17 protein-coding genes are annotated in these 13,499 nt (G+C 35.5%); 8 read left to right on the forward strand and 9 right to left on the reverse strand.

What is annotated here, in order from left to right; genetic code table 11:
- Window positions 1-4: 4 nt before the first annotated feature.
- From FKR84_RS11155 to FKR84_RS11180, 6 genes are all read right to left on the reverse strand, one after another.
- Entirely contained in the window at window positions 5-913 is a 909-nt protein-coding gene (locus FKR84_RS11155) for a rhomboid family intramembrane serine protease (protein WP_141422394.1), read from the reverse strand.
- Window positions 913-1,665: a rhomboid family intramembrane serine protease gene (locus FKR84_RS11160; RefSeq protein ID WP_141422395.1), complete on the reverse strand. Its 753-nt coding sequence runs from the start codon at window positions 1,663-1,665 to the stop codon at window positions 913-915. Before FKR84_RS11160 ends, FKR84_RS11155 begins: the two co-directional genes overlap by 1 nt.
- Complete coding sequence (gene mutL, locus FKR84_RS11165; protein ID WP_141422396.1) at window positions 1,666-3,519, reverse strand: DNA mismatch repair endonuclease MutL; 1,854 nt, start codon at window positions 3,517-3,519, stop codon at window positions 1,666-1,668.
- Entirely contained in the window at window positions 3,519-3,806 is a 288-nt protein-coding gene (locus FKR84_RS11170; RefSeq protein WP_141422397.1) for a riboflavin synthase subunit beta, read from the reverse strand. The genes mutL and FKR84_RS11170 overlap by 1 nt, the downstream gene beginning before the upstream one ends.
- A 193-nt stretch (window positions 3,807-3,999) precedes the next feature.
- A complete protein-coding gene (gene ribH, locus FKR84_RS11175; RefSeq protein WP_141422398.1) occupies window positions 4,000-4,503 on the reverse strand; it encodes a 6,7-dimethyl-8-ribityllumazine synthase in 504 nt (167 codons plus the stop codon).
- Between the two features lie 6 nt (window positions 4,504-4,509).
- Window positions 4,510-5,277: a tetratricopeptide repeat protein gene (locus FKR84_RS11180; protein WP_141422399.1), complete on the reverse strand. Its 768-nt coding sequence runs from the start codon at window positions 5,275-5,277 to the stop codon at window positions 4,510-4,512.
- A 149-nt stretch (window positions 5,278-5,426) separates the two neighbouring features.
- On the opposite strand from FKR84_RS11180, the gene recF reads away from it, so the two are divergent.
- The 3 genes from recF to FKR84_RS11195 are packed head-to-tail and all read left to right on the forward strand — an operon-like array spanning window position 5,427 to window position 7,274.
- A complete protein-coding gene (gene recF / locus FKR84_RS11185) occupies window positions 5,427-6,506 on the forward strand; it encodes a DNA replication/repair protein RecF (protein WP_141422400.1) in 1,080 nt (359 codons plus the stop codon).
- Window positions 6,507-6,559: 53 nt separating this feature from the next.
- Entirely contained in the window at window positions 6,560-6,994 is a 435-nt protein-coding gene (locus FKR84_RS11190; RefSeq protein WP_141422401.1) for a hypothetical protein, read from the forward strand.
- Window positions 6,981-7,274 (forward strand): DUF721 domain-containing protein, encoded by a 294-nt coding sequence (locus FKR84_RS11195; protein ID WP_141422402.1) that lies wholly within the window; start codon window positions 6,981-6,983, stop codon window positions 7,272-7,274. The genes FKR84_RS11190 and FKR84_RS11195 overlap by 14 nt, the downstream gene beginning before the upstream one ends.
- A gap of 106 nt (window positions 7,275-7,380) precedes the next feature.
- Here the strand turns inward: FKR84_RS11195 and FKR84_RS11200 are convergent, their stop codons facing one another.
- The gene (locus tag FKR84_RS11200; RefSeq protein WP_141422403.1) at window positions 7,381-7,800 is read right to left on the reverse strand and encodes a nucleoside-diphosphate kinase; all 420 of its coding nucleotides are present in this window, start codon (window positions 7,798-7,800) and stop codon (window positions 7,381-7,383) included.
- A gap of 249 nt (window positions 7,801-8,049) precedes the next feature.
- Between FKR84_RS11200 and FKR84_RS11205 the strand changes: the two genes are divergently transcribed.
- From FKR84_RS11205 to FKR84_RS11215, 3 genes are read left to right on the forward strand one after another with little or no spacing between them, the layout of a single operon-like run.
- Window positions 8,050-9,060 (forward strand): DHH family phosphoesterase, encoded by a 1,011-nt coding sequence (locus FKR84_RS11205; RefSeq protein WP_141422404.1) that lies wholly within the window; start codon window positions 8,050-8,052, stop codon window positions 9,058-9,060.
- Window positions 9,057-9,608: a gliding motility-associated peptidyl-prolyl isomerase GldI gene (gldI, locus tag FKR84_RS11210; protein WP_141422405.1), complete on the forward strand. Its 552-nt coding sequence runs from the start codon at window positions 9,057-9,059 to the stop codon at window positions 9,606-9,608. The genes FKR84_RS11205 and gldI overlap by 4 nt, the downstream gene beginning before the upstream one ends.
- An 8-nt stretch (window positions 9,609-9,616) precedes the next feature.
- Entirely contained in the window at window positions 9,617-10,666 is a 1,050-nt protein-coding gene (locus FKR84_RS11215; RefSeq protein ID WP_141422406.1) for a peptidylprolyl isomerase, read from the forward strand.
- 56 nt (window positions 10,667-10,722) lie between these two features.
- Here the strand turns inward: FKR84_RS11215 and FKR84_RS11220 are convergent, their stop codons facing one another.
- Entirely contained in the window at window positions 10,723-10,908 is a 186-nt protein-coding gene (locus FKR84_RS11220) for a CsbD family protein (RefSeq protein ID WP_141422407.1), read from the reverse strand.
- Between the two features lie 88 nt (window positions 10,909-10,996).
- Between FKR84_RS11220 and FKR84_RS11225 the strand changes: the two genes are divergently transcribed.
- Both FKR84_RS11225 and FKR84_RS11230 read left to right on the forward strand, forming a co-directional pair.
- Window positions 10,997-12,115, forward strand: a complete 1,119-nt coding sequence (locus FKR84_RS11225; RefSeq protein ID WP_141422408.1) for an esterase-like activity of phytase family protein — start codon at window positions 10,997-10,999, stop codon at window positions 12,113-12,115.
- A 4-nt stretch (window positions 12,116-12,119) separates the two neighbouring features.
- Window positions 12,120-12,647, forward strand: a complete 528-nt coding sequence (locus FKR84_RS11230) for a SixA phosphatase family protein (RefSeq protein WP_141422409.1) — start codon at window positions 12,120-12,122, stop codon at window positions 12,645-12,647.
- On the opposite strand, the gene FKR84_RS11235 is transcribed toward FKR84_RS11230, so the two are convergent.
- The gene (locus FKR84_RS11235) at window positions 12,644-13,441 is read right to left on the reverse strand and encodes a DUF6503 family protein (protein WP_141422410.1); all 798 of its coding nucleotides are present in this window, start codon (window positions 13,439-13,441) and stop codon (window positions 12,644-12,646) included. The genes FKR84_RS11230 and FKR84_RS11235 overlap by 4 nt on opposite strands.
- Between the last annotated feature and the right edge of the window lie 58 nt (window positions 13,442-13,499).

Consider the following 13,499-nt stretch of genomic DNA (forward strand, 5'->3'; position numbering starts at 1 on the left):
GCAACTATTCTTTCCCGGCATTAAACAGGTATTCTTTTTCTGATTTGCTTAAACTTTCGTAACCGTTTTTGCTTATTTTATCTAAAATAGCATCTATTTTTTGCTGTTTTACATCTTTAGAATCTTTGGTATAAGCAGAAGATTTACTGCTTTTACTACATTGTTTTTTCTCCTTTTTATTTTTATAAACCGTTTTAAGCGGACTTTTTTTACTGGGCGTAAAAAGCCCCACAAACCAGTCCATTATTTTTTCCCACCACTCGCCAATATCGTTTCCTTTTGCCAATTGTTTGGTATATAAATAGCCTAAACCGGCGCCACCCAAATGCGCCAAATGTCCGCCGGGATTTCCCATAGGAATTTGTATAACATCCAAAACCACCAAGAAAGCGGCTATCCACCAGAGTTTTATGTTTCCTATAATTAATAAACGTACTTGCATATTTGGCGCTTGTGTTGCCACCCCTACCAAAATAGCCATTACCGCGGCAGATGCACCAATTAAATACGATCTTCCCAAACCTTGAAAAACCGGAAAGAGATTATAGCTAAGCATATAAATTAAAGCGCCAAAAATGGCTCCTAAAAAGTAATAATTCAGTAAACGCTTACTGGAAAAATACGTTAAAAACAGCCTACCCGAAAAATAAAGGATTATCATATTAGACAAAATATGCCAAATCCCGGCGTGTAAAAATGCGTAGGTAATAATAGTCCAGGGTTTAAAGGCTAACTCGGTTAATTCTTTAGGGAAAACCAACCAGTCTAATAAAAAATTAGCGGGCAGTTTAAACAAGAAGCTTATGGTTTCTAACAAAAATACCAGCACAAAAGCAATTACATTAACTGCAATTAATTTTTCGACCACGCCGGCCATGCTGTATTTGTATTGTAAACGCTGTTTAAAATCCATTAATTCCACCTGTTTTGGTTAAACTGATTTTTCTTCCAATACCACATGGTGATAAAACCAATTATTGCGCCGCCAATATGCGCCCAATAGGCCGTGTTAGAAGGTCCTAAAAGGGTTACTCCGGTTAAAGCCGAATATACATTTATCGCAAAATAACCACCAATTAAATACTTCGCTTTAATAGGAATTGGAATAAACATAATATACAACGGCAAATTAGGATAAATAATGGTAAAAGCCGCCAAAACCCCAAAAATTGCTCCAGATGCGCCAACCATTGGGTCTTTATAAGTACTAATCAACTGCTCCGTGGTTTCTCGCGGAATTACGTTATAAAAATTATATCTCCCATTAGAAGAGAGTTCAGATAACATGTTTTGCATTTCTTGCGGACTAAATCCGGCATCTATATAGGCCTGATAAGCAGATTGGAAGTTTACGTAACTAAACAATACTTGCAATCCGGCGGCCCCCAATCCTGCCGAAAAATAGAGAAACAAAAACCGGTTCTGCCCAATAGATTGCTCTAATAAACTACCAAACATATACAAGGCAAACATATTGAATATAATATGGCCGAAACCACCGTGCATAAACATATGCGTCACCACTTGCCAGATACCAAAATTGTCGTTTTCAGGAAACCAAAGGGCAAGCAATTTATAGGCATAACCTCCTAAAAACAAACTCCCAATAAAGAATAAAATATTAGCAATTAATAATACTTTTACCGTTTCTGTTATTCTTCCCATTTACATAAATTTTTTCTCCAGGTCTTCTGCCGTTTGCGTTATAAAAACGCGTTTGTTAGTAGGCGTAACATCTGGTTCTTTACAAGCAAAAAGTCCGTTTACTATTGCCATTTGTTCTATTGTATCTAAAAGTGTACCTGCTTTTATTGCCATACTTTTTGCCAAAGATTTTGCCAAAATGTCTGTTTGTTTAAAGCCGCTGTCGGGTACTTCGTTTTCAAAATCTGCCAACAACTGTTCCAATAAAATAGAAACCTCGCTCTCTGCAATTAAAGTTGGTATGCCGCTTATTTCTATTTCTTCTTCTTCTATGGCAGAAAACACAAACCCGGTTTGCTCTAAAGAGGCCTGTAACTCTTTTAGCATTTTTATTTCCTGTTTGTTTAAAGATATCCTTAACGGAAAAAGTAATTGCTGACTAATAGCTGCTTCTACAGTAATATTTTTCAGTAAATCTTCATATAAAATGCGGGTATGCGCACGATGTTGATCTATAACAACCATCCCGTTTTTTAACGCACTGATTATGTATTTTTTTTGTAACTGAAAAGTGCGGCCCGAGCTCGATTGCTTCTCAGAATCAAATAAACTTCCCGTAACCTCTTCACTTTCAAACTCTACTTTAGAAAAATTATCTTCTCCTGTGTTTTTTTCAAAATCTACCGAAGTATACAAAGCTTCCCAACTTTTATTTTCTTTTTTGAAGTTAGGCGAAAAATTGCTTTTAGTTCTCGCAATTTTTTCCGTTTCAAACGGATTAAAACCTCTGTCTACTTCAATTTCGGGCGTGTTTGCAGATTTTCTCTGAAAATCATACGGCGTATCTAAAGTAGCATCCCTGTCAAAATCTAAAACCGGCGCTACATTAAACTGCCCTAAACTATGTTTTATTGCACTTCTTAAAATAGCATAAAGCGCGTGCTCATCGTCAAATTTAATTTCTGTTTTGGTAGGATGTATGTTTATATCTATACTTTTTGGATCTACTTCCAAAAATAAAAAATACGCCGGATAGTTTTTATCTGCCAATAAACCTTCAAAAGCTGCGCTAACCGCGTGGTTAAGGTACGGGCTTTTAATAAAGCGTTTATTTACAAAGAAAAATTGCTCTCCCCTACTGCGTTTGGCAAATTCGGGTTTACCAACAAAACCTTCAATTTTTACCAAATCTGTTTCTTCTTTTACCGGCACCAGTTTTTCGTTGGTTTTACCGCCGAAGATATTTACAATGCGCTGGCGTTTGTTGCTAGACGGTAACTGAAAAAGTTCACTACCGTTATGATGCAGCGAAAATGCAATTTGCGAATGCGCCATTGCCACGCGCTGAAACTCGTCTATAATATGCCTGCTTTCTACCGCATCTGATTTTAAAAAATTTCTACGCGCCGGGATATTATAAAACAAATTCTTTACGTTAATAACCGTGCCTTTTGGGGTAACACAAGCCTCTTGCGATTCTACCTCGCTGCCTTTTACCTTTATTTGTGTACCAATCTCTTCTGTTTCTGGTTTGCTTTTTAAATCTACGTGTGCAATTGCAGCAATAGACGCCAAAGCCTCTCCCCGAAAACCTTTGGTTTGCAAAGCAAAAAGATCTTCGGCTAGTTTTATTTTAGAAGTAGCGTGCCGCTCAAAAGACATGCGAGCATCTGTAAAGCTCATTCCGCAACCGTTATCAGAAACCTGAATCAAAGTTTTTCCGGCATCTTTAATTAATAAATTGATAGTAGTAGCACCGGCATCTACAGCATTCTCGAGCAGCTCTTTAACAACAGAAGCCGGACGTTGTACTACTTCTCCGGCTGCAATTTGATTGGCTACGTGATCTGGTAATAATTGAATGATATCTGACATTATCTGGTTAAGAATATTGACAAATCAAAATCTATAATAAATAAAAATAAAAGCACCAAAACGGCAATTATTATTACCAAGCGTTTGTTGGTGTCTTTGTCTCCGGCATCTTTTAAATCTGCCCAAGCCATTTTTGCTTTATTTACAATGCCTTTGGTATTGCCGGTGGCTTGCCGGTATTTATCGAATTTATTTTCTATAGAATACGGATTTCCCCGCCCTTTATCGTCATAATAACGCGGACTATAGCTAAATTTTTTATTCTTTTTTGATTTTAAAAGTCCCATAATTTTCCCTGATTTCAAATTTACTTAAAATCAATAACAATGCCGAAAGCTAGGTATTAAATTTATAAAAAATAATGGGTGGAAAGTGAGGATTGGAAATTTGAAATTTTAGAAATTGGCGAAGAGAATTCCTAATGTGTAGAGTTTCTTACTAAAAATTCCGCTTTTAGCGTGAAAAGTATGCGCAGCAAATTTATTTATAAAACTTTGCGTCTTTTCGCAATTGTGCCATTTTAATTGCTGCTACTGCGGCTTCGGCACCTTTATTACCGTGCTTTCCGCCGGAACGATCTTTCGATTGTTGTATGGTATCATCGGTAAGTACGCAAAAAATAACGGGGATATCATTTTGAATATTTAAATCTTTAATACCTTGGGTTACACCTTCACAAACAAAATCAAAATGTTTGGTTTCCCCTTGAATTACGTTTCCTACAGCAATAATTGCATCTAGCATTTCAAAACTTTCCTGCATTTTTTTACAGCCGTAAATCAATTCAAAACTTCCTGGAACATTCCAACGTACAATATTTTCTTTTAAAACGCCATTTTCTGTTAGCACATCAAAAGCACCTTGAAAAAGATTTTGGGTAATTGTTTCATTCCATTCAGAAACAACAATCCCAATCCGAAAATTTTTCGCATTGGGAAGTTTTTCTTTATCGTATTCTGATAAGTTTTTTCCTGCAGTTGCCATAGTTATTTACTTTGCTTCTGCGCTACCTATAAAAATTTTAGCTTTTTCTGCTTCCGGGGTATTGGCGTAATCTTCTTCCAATTTACGCAAATGTTCACGTGCGACTTCCGGCTTACCAATTTCTAAGGCTGTAGTTCCTGCTTTTAGCAAAAACTTAGGTGTTATAAACTCGTTATCGCGCATTTTGGCTGCTTGTTCATAATATTCTAAAGCCTCTTCCGGTTGTCCGTTTTGTACAAAAGCATCGCCCATAGCGCCTTTTGCCAAAGGTGCCAACACCTCATCTTCACTGCTAAATTGTTCTAAATGGTTGATGGCTTTTTTGTATTCTCCCATATTTAAATAGGCCATTCCCGCATAATAGTGTGCCAAATTACCAGCATTGGTACCAGAATATTCGTTAGAGATATCTTCAAAGCCAAATTTACCTGCACCACCTGCAACGGCCAAATTGTATAAAGAATCTTGTTGCGCGCCTTCTGCTTGTATTGCACTTTCAAAATAAATTTGTGATTGCGCCATTTCGTTTGCAGCTTCTTCTTCTTGCGGCTGCACCACAAATTTGGTATAACCAATATAGGCCAACACGGCAATTACCACTACAGCAATAATACCAAATATTGGTTTTTGATTGCGCGCTACCCATTCCTCGGTCTTGCCTGCGCCTTCATCTAAATTGTTAAATACTTCTGCTGTTGTAGATTGCTCTTCTGTAGCAGTTTCTTGCTCTTTCTTATTCTTAGGTTTATACCCTCTCTTTTTGTAAGTTGCCATAAATTTGCATAATTGGAAGGGCAAAAATAAAATTTTTATTCATATTTTAAAGCGAAAGTATTTGTTATTTTTTTGATATTTTGCCAACCAAGGTTTTAGAAATATATTTTTTTAAAAAAATCGTCTACAATTTTGAACCTCAAACCTTTATGCATTTAAAAAAAATCTCCCTCTTAAATTATAAAAATTTCGAAAGTGCTTTTTTCGAGTTCGATTCTAAGATTAATTGTCTTGTGGGCAATAATGGAGTCGGGAAAACCAATATTTTAGACAGTATTTACCATTTAGCATTTGGTAAAAGTTATTTTAACCCGGTTACGAGTCAAAATATAAAACACGGAGAAGATTTTTTTGTTATTGATGGCACTTTTGAAAAATTAGAACGCGAAGAAAAAATAGTTGTAAGCGCCAAAAAGGGCCATAAAAAAATTATAAAGCGCAATGCCAAAGCCTACGAAAAATTCAGCGAGCATATAGGGCTTATTCCCGTTGTAATTATTTCTCCGGCAGATCGCGATTTGATTTTAGAAGGCAGCGAGACACGACGTAAGTTTATAGACGGTATTATTTCGCAAAACGATAAAGATTATTTAGACCATTTGTTGCGCTATAACAAAACGCTTTCGCAACGCAATGCCCTTTTAAAATATTTTGCCGCCAACCATACTTTTAATAAAGACAGTCTTAGCATATACGACGAACAAATGAGTGCGTTGAGCAAAGTTATTTTTAAAAAGCGTGCCGAATTTATGGAAGCCTTTATACCTATCTTTAAGGAACGTTATAAAAGCATTAGTAACGCACAAGAAGAGGTGAGTTTAAGCTATAAAAGCAAATTGTTTAAAGATGATTTATTGGTTTTATTAGCCAATAATTTAGCTAAAGACCGTGTAATGACATACACCGGAGTAGGAACGCACAAAGACGATCTTAAATTGGAAATTGGCGGGCATCCGGTAAAAAAATTCGGGTCGCAAGGCCAACAAAAAACTTTTTTAATTGCTTTAAAACTGGCGCAATACGATTTTATAAAACAGCAGTCTAAAGTAAACCCTATTTTATTGTTAGACGATGTTTTTGATAAATTAGATGAAAAACGCGTTGCGCATATTGTACAATTGGTAACCCAAGACGATTTAGGACAATTATTTATTAGCGACACGCACGCAGAACGAACAGAAGCAGTTGTAAAAGCCAGTACACAAGAGTATAAAATTATAGATTTGTAAAAAATTGCTAGTCCTTATTTTTATTAACAGAATACCTTATTATCTTTAGCCTTATGAAAAAAGCAAGCATTTTATTTAGTATCTTTTGTTTTAGTTTTTTAATAGCCTGTAATCCTTCCGTAAAGAAAGAAGAGTTGCAGCAATTAAACGGTTATTGGGAAATTAAAAAAGTGCAAAAAGAAAACGAAAAACCACGGGTTTATAAATTTAACGAAACGGTAGATTTTATTAAGCTGGACAAAAATTTAGAAGGCTTTAGAAAAAAAGTAAACCCAAAATTAGACGGCTCGTTTACCACTACAAAAGATAAAGAAAAGCTGGAAATAAGTATGCAAAACGATAGTGTCTATTTACATTACCATACAGAAATGGACGATTGGAAAGAAGCTTTAATACAATTGGAAGAAGACGAGTTTACCGTAGAAAACCAAAAAGGCATACGCTATACCTATAAACGATTTAAAGGCTATTTGGATGACGAGATATAAAGAACACCAAAATATGAGCGAAGCTTTGCGGGCTTTTGTAGATAAAAACAAATTGCAAAAAGGCTTAGACAAAGTAGATGTAGAAAAAACCTGGGAACAAGAAATGGGACCGGCAATTGCAAAATATACAACCGGTATAAAATTTGAAAAAGAAACTTTATACGTGCGTTTAAGCTCTTCTGTACTGCGGGAAGAATTGAGTTACGGCAAAGAAAAAATTATACGCAATTTAAATGAGGCTTTAGGGAAAGAGTTGATAGAAAAAATTGTTTTGCAGTAATTACAGAAATTTTAACAAGACGTAGAAACGTCTAAAATTTAGTTTAAACCAAAAAAAGCTATCTGTTACAGATAGCTTTTTTTATATAGATTGATTAGGCAAATACTTAAAACATTTCCCTTCCTGCAAAATGAAAAGCGCCCTCTATTTGTGCATTTTCGTCAGAATCACTTCCGTGCACGGCATTCTCGCCAATAGATTTTGCATACTTTTTACGGATGGTTCCGTCTGCAGCTTCTTCCGGATTGGTAGCGCCAATTAAGGTTCTAAAATCTTCTACCGCGTTATCTTTTTCTAAGATTGCTGCCACAATAGGACCGCGGGTCATAAATTCTACCAATTCGCCAAAAAACGGACGTTCTTTATGAATTGCATAAAATTCTTCCGCGTCGTTTTTAGTCATTTGCGTAAGTTTCAAGGCTACAATTCGAAAACCGGAAGCCGTTATTTGTTCTAAAATTGCCCCAATATGACCATTTTCAACAGCATCGGGCTTAATCATTGTAAAAGTCTTGTTTCCTGCCATTATATTTTTTTTAATTTTGCTGCAAAAGTACACATAATCTTTTCAAAACCAATATTTATTTTTACAGAAGTGGGCAATCCGTAAACATTCCGTAAAGCTTTTGCTTATTATGGCTTTTCTATTCTTTTTAAAACGCTGTCATTCTTTTCGAGAAACTTTTCGCTTTTTTCCTTAACGGAAAAAGTGGCGTGTAGATAATTCAAAACAAAAATAAAATAGAAAAAATTTTAAATTGTATCTTCGTGGCTTATGAAAGAAATAGAACGTTTAAAAGAAATATTGGGCAGTACAAAAAAAATTGTAATTGTACCGCATAAAAGTCCGGATGGCGATGCCATTGGTTCGTGTTTAGGCTTGCACTTATATTTAAAACAAAAAGGACACCAAAGCAGCGTAGTTGCGCCAAATGATTATCCTAAATTTTTAAAATGGCTGCCGGAAGAAGATACTATCGTCAATTTTGAAAAAGATCATGAAAAAGCAGAGAACCTGATAGAAGAAGCAGAGCTTGTTTTTACCTTAGATTTTAACCACCTCTCGCGCTCCGGCGGTTTGGAAGAACATTTAAGTAAGAGCGATGCCACTTTTGTTATGATAGACCACCACCAACAACCAGATGATTATGCTACTTTTACCTATAGTGATGCAGCAATGTCTTCTACTTGCGAGATGGTTTTTCATTTTCTAAAAAAACTAGGTGAAGAAGAAACCATTAATAAAGAAATTGCTACTTGCCTGTATGTAGGTATTATGACAGATACCGGCTCGTTTAGGTTTGCCTCTACCACTAGCACCACGCATAGGGTTATTGCCACTTTAATAGATAAAGGTGCAAAAAATGCAAGTATACACCAACAGGTTTTTGACACCAACTCTTACGAAAGAATGCAATTATTGGGCGTTGCGCTTAATAATATGAAGGTTTTGCCAAAATATAAAACCGCTTATATTACCCTATCTCAAAAAGAATTAGATACGCATAAATTTAAAAAAGGCGATACAGAAGGTTTTGTAAATTATAGTCTTGGCGTTGAAGGAATAAAATTTGCTGCCATTTTTATTGAAGATGCAGAACAAGAAATTATAAAAATATCTTTACGCTCTAAAGGTGATTTTGATGTAAATAAGGTAGCCCGAGAACATTTTGATGGCGGCGGACATATAAACGCTGCCGGCGGAAAAAGCGAAAAAGACCTAAAAGAAACCGCCATTTATTTTGAATCTATACTAGAAGCATATAAAAACGAATTACAACAATGAGAGTATTTATCTTATTAAGTTTATTTGGTTTGCTGTTGGCTTGTAAAACGCCAGAAGCCCGTAAACCGGTATCTAACAAATCTGGTTCTTTTATAAAAGAATCTGTGCAACGCAATAAAAAGTTAGTAAAAATAGAAGAAAAAAGAATCTTAGATCTTATCCATAAAGACTCTGTTAACAACTACATTTCTTCTTCTGAAGGTTTTTGGTATTATTACAACACAAAAAAATCTGAAGACAGTTTACAACAACCGGAGTTTGGCGACTTGGTAAAGTTTGAATATGATATTGCCACCTTAGAAGGCAAACCAATTTATACAAGGAAAGAATTGGGCGAACGCGAGTTTAAAATGGATCAAGAAGATGTGTTTACCGGTTTGCGCCAAGGTATAAAATTAATGAAGGTAGGAGAAACCGTTACCTTTTTATTTCCTTCGCATACGGCATTTGGTTATTATGGCGATAGTGAAAAAATAGGCAACAACGTTCCCATAAAGTCTACCATCACTTTAAAATCAGTAGAAAAAGAAAATAACAATCAGCAATAATTAAAATTATGAAAAAACACCATTTACTTTTATTATTTATGACGGCCATTACCGCTTTTGCGTGTAACGACGGCAAAAAAAGCAATTTACCAGATGGTTTGTACGCAGAGTTTAAAACCAATAAAGGTAATTTTACAGCAGAATTATTTTACAAAGCTACACCGCTTACTGTAGCTAGCTTTGTATCTTTAGCAGAAGGCAAAAATCCTAACGTAGACGAAAAATACGAGGGTAAAAAGTTTTACAACGGATTGACTTTTCATAGAATAATTGACGGTTTTATGATACAAGGTGGCGATCCTGAAGGCACTGGCGCCGGAGCACCCGGATACGCTTTTCCAGACGAGTTTGTAGATAGTTTAAAACATGACAGCAAAGGCGTTTTATCTATGGCCAACGCAGGCCCGGGCACCAATGGCAGTCAATTTTTTATAACCCTTGCCCCTACTCCAAATTTAGATAAGAGACATAGCATTTTTGGCCAAATTGTAGAAGGACAAGCAGTTGTAGATTCTATTGGCAAAGTAGAAACAGGACAGCGCGATAAGCCCGTGGAAGATGTAATTATGCAAGAAGTTACTATTGTTCGTGTTGGCGAAGATGCCAAAAACTTTAATGCCCCTAAAGTTTTTAAAGACGAAATGACTGCTACAGAAGAAAAAGTTCAAAAGAAAAAAGAAGCTATAGAAAAAGAAATAGAAAACATTTCTGATGGCTATAAAAAAACCGATAGCGGTTTGCGCTACAAAATAACCGAAACCAATCCTGACGGGACTTCTCCCGCCCGCGGACAAATGGTTAAAGTACATTATACCGGCACTTTAACAGACGGTACTAAATTCGATTCTTCTTATGACAGAGATAAACCAATTAGCTTTCCTTTAGGCACCGGGCGCGTAATTCCGGGATGGGATGAAGGAATTCAATTACTAAAAACCGGAGAAAAAGCCCGTTTTATCATTCCACCTCATTTAGGTTACGGAAAAAATGGCACCGGACCAATACCGCCAAATTCAATTTTAATTTTTGATGTAGAATTGGTAGAAGTTGGCCAATAAAAAAATAACCCCTCGCTAAGCACGAGGGGTTTCTTTTTCATAGCAATTTTTAAAGACTATAATTTATCTATTTCATCTTTTAATTGCTCTTTAGACTTTCCTGTTTTTTCTTGCAGGCGACCTAGCATTTCGTCAAATTTACCTTCAGAATAAGTGGTATCCTCATCGGTTACATTACCATACTTTTGTTTAAATTTGCCTTTTACTTGGTTCCATTTTCCTTCTAATTCTTGATCATTCATAACAATTGATTTTTAAAGTTAATATTATAAAATTACATCATAATTGGCTATTGAACTGCCAACATAATCCTATATTTATCTTAAGGTAATGTTATATTCTTCTTTTAAATTTTATACACTCGCAATCCTGCTACTTTTGGTTAGCAGCTGCAAAACTGCAAAAGTTGGTAAGCAACCTGCTTTAGAAATTGCTTATGTAGACAATTATGCAATTCCCGCCGGTATGATGCTACAAGATACAGAAGTTGGCGGTTTATCCGGAATTACGTATGATGGCTCCAATTTTTTCGCGGTAAGCGATCAAGCTTCTAATCCGCGCTTTTACAAACTCGATATACAATTAAGTGCCAATAAAATAGATACTGTTTTAGTTAATGATCTAATGAGGATAAAAGATACCGCTGCTTTTTTTAAAACTACACGTTTAGATTTAGAAGATATAGCTTACGATTCTACCAATGATGCTTTTATTTTCTCTACGGAAGGAAGTATAAAGGCTAAAAAAGATCCGGCTATTTTTAATACCAATAGAAAGGGAAACTATTTAAACCATTACCAAATACCGGTTTATTTCAAAGCCGAAAGTGAGCAAAAACCAAGACATAACGGACTTTTTGAAGGTTTGAGTTTAAGCAGTGACAAAAAAGGAATTTGGGTTGCCAACGAACTGCCTTTAGAAGCAGATGGCCCGGAGCCCAAACTTTACCGCACCAAATCGCCGGTACGTTTTACTTATTTTGATTCTGCTTCTAAAAAACCACAAAAACAATTTTCTTATCGCTTAGAACCTATAGACAGAATACCGCTTATGCCTTTTTCGGTAAACGGATTGTCGGGTATCTTAAATTACAAACCCGATAAATTTTTGGTTTTAGAACGTTCTTTTTCCGCCGGAAGGGGCAAAAAAGCTAATACTATTTTATTATTTCACGTAAATGCCAAAAATGCTTCGCCAACCCTGCAAATACCTGCTTTGGAAGGAAAAATTGAGAAAGAGGTAAAATCGGCTGAAAAAGAATTGGTTTTCAATTTTAAAAAAATTCGTAAATTACTGCAAGGCAATACGGTAGATAATATAGAAGGTATTTGCTTTGGTCCCATATTGGCCAATGGCAACCAAAGTTTATTGGTTATTGCAGACAATAATTTTAATAGTTTTAGTGAGCAACTTAACCAAATCATTTTATTGGAAATAAAAAATTTGTAAATCCATGCATAATTTAATATTTATACTCTGTTTGGTATTGAGCTTTTCGTCCTTTACGGAAGAAAATAATGCCAGCAACAAACCAAAAAAACAAGATTTGGAAACTACTTACTATCTTATTAGGCACGCAGAAAAAGACCGGAGCGCCGGTACAAATCCAGATTTATTACCAAAAGGAAAGAAACGCGCCAACTATTGGGCAAAAGTCTTAAAAGATAAAAATATAGACTTGGTTTACAGCACCAATTACAATCGCACTATACAGACAGCAACGCCACTGGCAGACGAAATTGGCACTTCCGTAAAGGTTTATGATAAAAACAATATGTATTCTGAGCAGTTTCAAAAAGAAACGCAGGGAAAAACCGTCCTAATTGTTGGTCACCAAGACACAACGCCAAAATTTGCCAATTTAATTCTGGGCAAGAAAAAGTTTAGGTACATCCCAGCCAATAATAACAGCAATTTATACACTATTATAAAAAATGGTGAAAACGTAACTGGCAAAGTTGAGCGTTTTGATGTAGATTAACCACAATCTGTTGGTGCCAAACTTACTTCTATATTTTTATTTTCTATAGCAGAAAACAGTTTTAATTTATCGTTTTGGTAGAGTTGCTCCAAATTTTCTAAGTTGGCTTCTTCAGCTTCTTTTGGCGCGTAATTTTTATAATCTACAAACCGAAGTCCTTTTATTACTCTCGGATTATAAGCTTTTCTAAACCGCATACCGCCGCCATTAACTTCGTAAGAATAAGCAAAATAATCTATGTAGTAATTATTTTTATTTACCCAGTAAATATATTCGTCTTCGTGGTCTTCTCCCCCGCCTTCGGCATCAAACCAAACTTTAATTTCGTAATAGGGCTTGTTTTCTATTGTAGTTTCTCCTAATAATTCTTTATTTACTGCAGTATCGTTTAGGCCAAAAGGCAATTGCATAAAATAATGTACAGAGTTAACCGAGTTAGAATAAGATGTAGCCAAACTATCTGGTAAATTTTGTTTTTCTTGATTTACATAACGCGTAAAACCTTCGTTAGATAAAACATCTTTTATTTGTTTTCCGGTTGAGTCTTTAAAAGTTCTGGTAAATGAAAATTGCCCACAACGGCGTTTACTTTGATAATGTTTATCTCTAAAATCGAAATCTATGCTTGCGGTTTCGTAGGTTTCTCCGCCGGCTTTTTTAATTACGCTATCTATTATTTTTTCCGCCTGCGAGCGTTCTTGATTGGTAGAATTCTTAGCACTAACATTTTTAGTTTCGTTTTTACAAGCAAAAAACAAAACCACACTACATAAAAAGAGTATTATTTTTCTCATACTAATAGTTGTTTATTGCTAAGTTAAAGAACTTTTGGCAGAATGGCCTTTTTAAGAT

The sequence above is a fragment of the Haloflavibacter putidus genome (assembly GCF_006546625.1).
Classification (GTDB): domain Bacteria; phylum Bacteroidota; class Bacteroidia; order Flavobacteriales; family Flavobacteriaceae; genus Mesonia; species Mesonia putida.

Excerpts from the sequence above, each read along its gene's own strand:
- FKR84_RS11155 (WP_141422394.1), bottom strand. The coding sequence starts at position 913 with ATGGATTTTAAACAGCGTTTACAATACAAATACAGCATGGCCGGCGTG.
- FKR84_RS11160 (WP_141422395.1), bottom strand. The coding sequence starts at position 1,665 with ATGGGAAGAATAACAGAAACGGTAAAAGTATTATTAATTGCTAATATT.
- mutL (WP_141422396.1), bottom strand. The coding sequence starts at position 3,519 with ATGTCAGATATCATTCAATTATTACCAGATCACGTAGCCAATCAAATT.
- FKR84_RS11170 (WP_141422397.1), bottom strand. The coding sequence starts at position 3,806 with ATGGGACTTTTAAAATCAAAAAAGAATAAAAAATTTAGCTATAGTCCG.
- ribH (WP_141422398.1), bottom strand. The coding sequence starts at position 4,503 with ATGGCAACTGCAGGAAAAAACTTATCAGAATACGATAAAGAAAAACTT.
- FKR84_RS11180 (WP_141422399.1), bottom strand. The coding sequence starts at position 5,277 with ATGGCAACTTACAAAAAGAGAGGGTATAAACCTAAGAATAAGAAAGAG.
- recF (WP_141422400.1), top strand. The coding sequence starts at position 5,427 with ATGCATTTAAAAAAAATCTCCCTCTTAAATTATAAAAATTTCGAAAGT.
- FKR84_RS11190 (WP_141422401.1), top strand. The coding sequence starts at position 6,560 with ATGAAAAAAGCAAGCATTTTATTTAGTATCTTTTGTTTTAGTTTTTTA.
- FKR84_RS11195 (WP_141422402.1), top strand. The coding sequence starts at position 6,981 with ATGACGAGATATAAAGAACACCAAAATATGAGCGAAGCTTTGCGGGCT.
- FKR84_RS11200 (WP_141422403.1), bottom strand. The coding sequence starts at position 7,800 with ATGGCAGGAAACAAGACTTTTACAATGATTAAGCCCGATGCTGTTGAA.
- FKR84_RS11205 (WP_141422404.1), top strand. The coding sequence starts at position 8,050 with ATGAAAGAAATAGAACGTTTAAAAGAAATATTGGGCAGTACAAAAAAA.
- gldI (WP_141422405.1), top strand. The coding sequence starts at position 9,057 with ATGAGAGTATTTATCTTATTAAGTTTATTTGGTTTGCTGTTGGCTTGT.
- FKR84_RS11215 (WP_141422406.1), top strand. The coding sequence starts at position 9,617 with ATGAAAAAACACCATTTACTTTTATTATTTATGACGGCCATTACCGCT.
- FKR84_RS11220 (WP_141422407.1), bottom strand. The coding sequence starts at position 10,908 with ATGAATGATCAAGAATTAGAAGGAAAATGGAACCAAGTAAAAGGCAAA.
- FKR84_RS11225 (WP_141422408.1), top strand. The coding sequence starts at position 10,997 with ATGTTATATTCTTCTTTTAAATTTTATACACTCGCAATCCTGCTACTT.
- FKR84_RS11230 (WP_141422409.1), top strand. The coding sequence starts at position 12,120 with ATGCATAATTTAATATTTATACTCTGTTTGGTATTGAGCTTTTCGTCC.
- FKR84_RS11235 (WP_141422410.1), bottom strand. The coding sequence starts at position 13,441 with ATGAGAAAAATAATACTCTTTTTATGTAGTGTGGTTTTGTTTTTTGCT.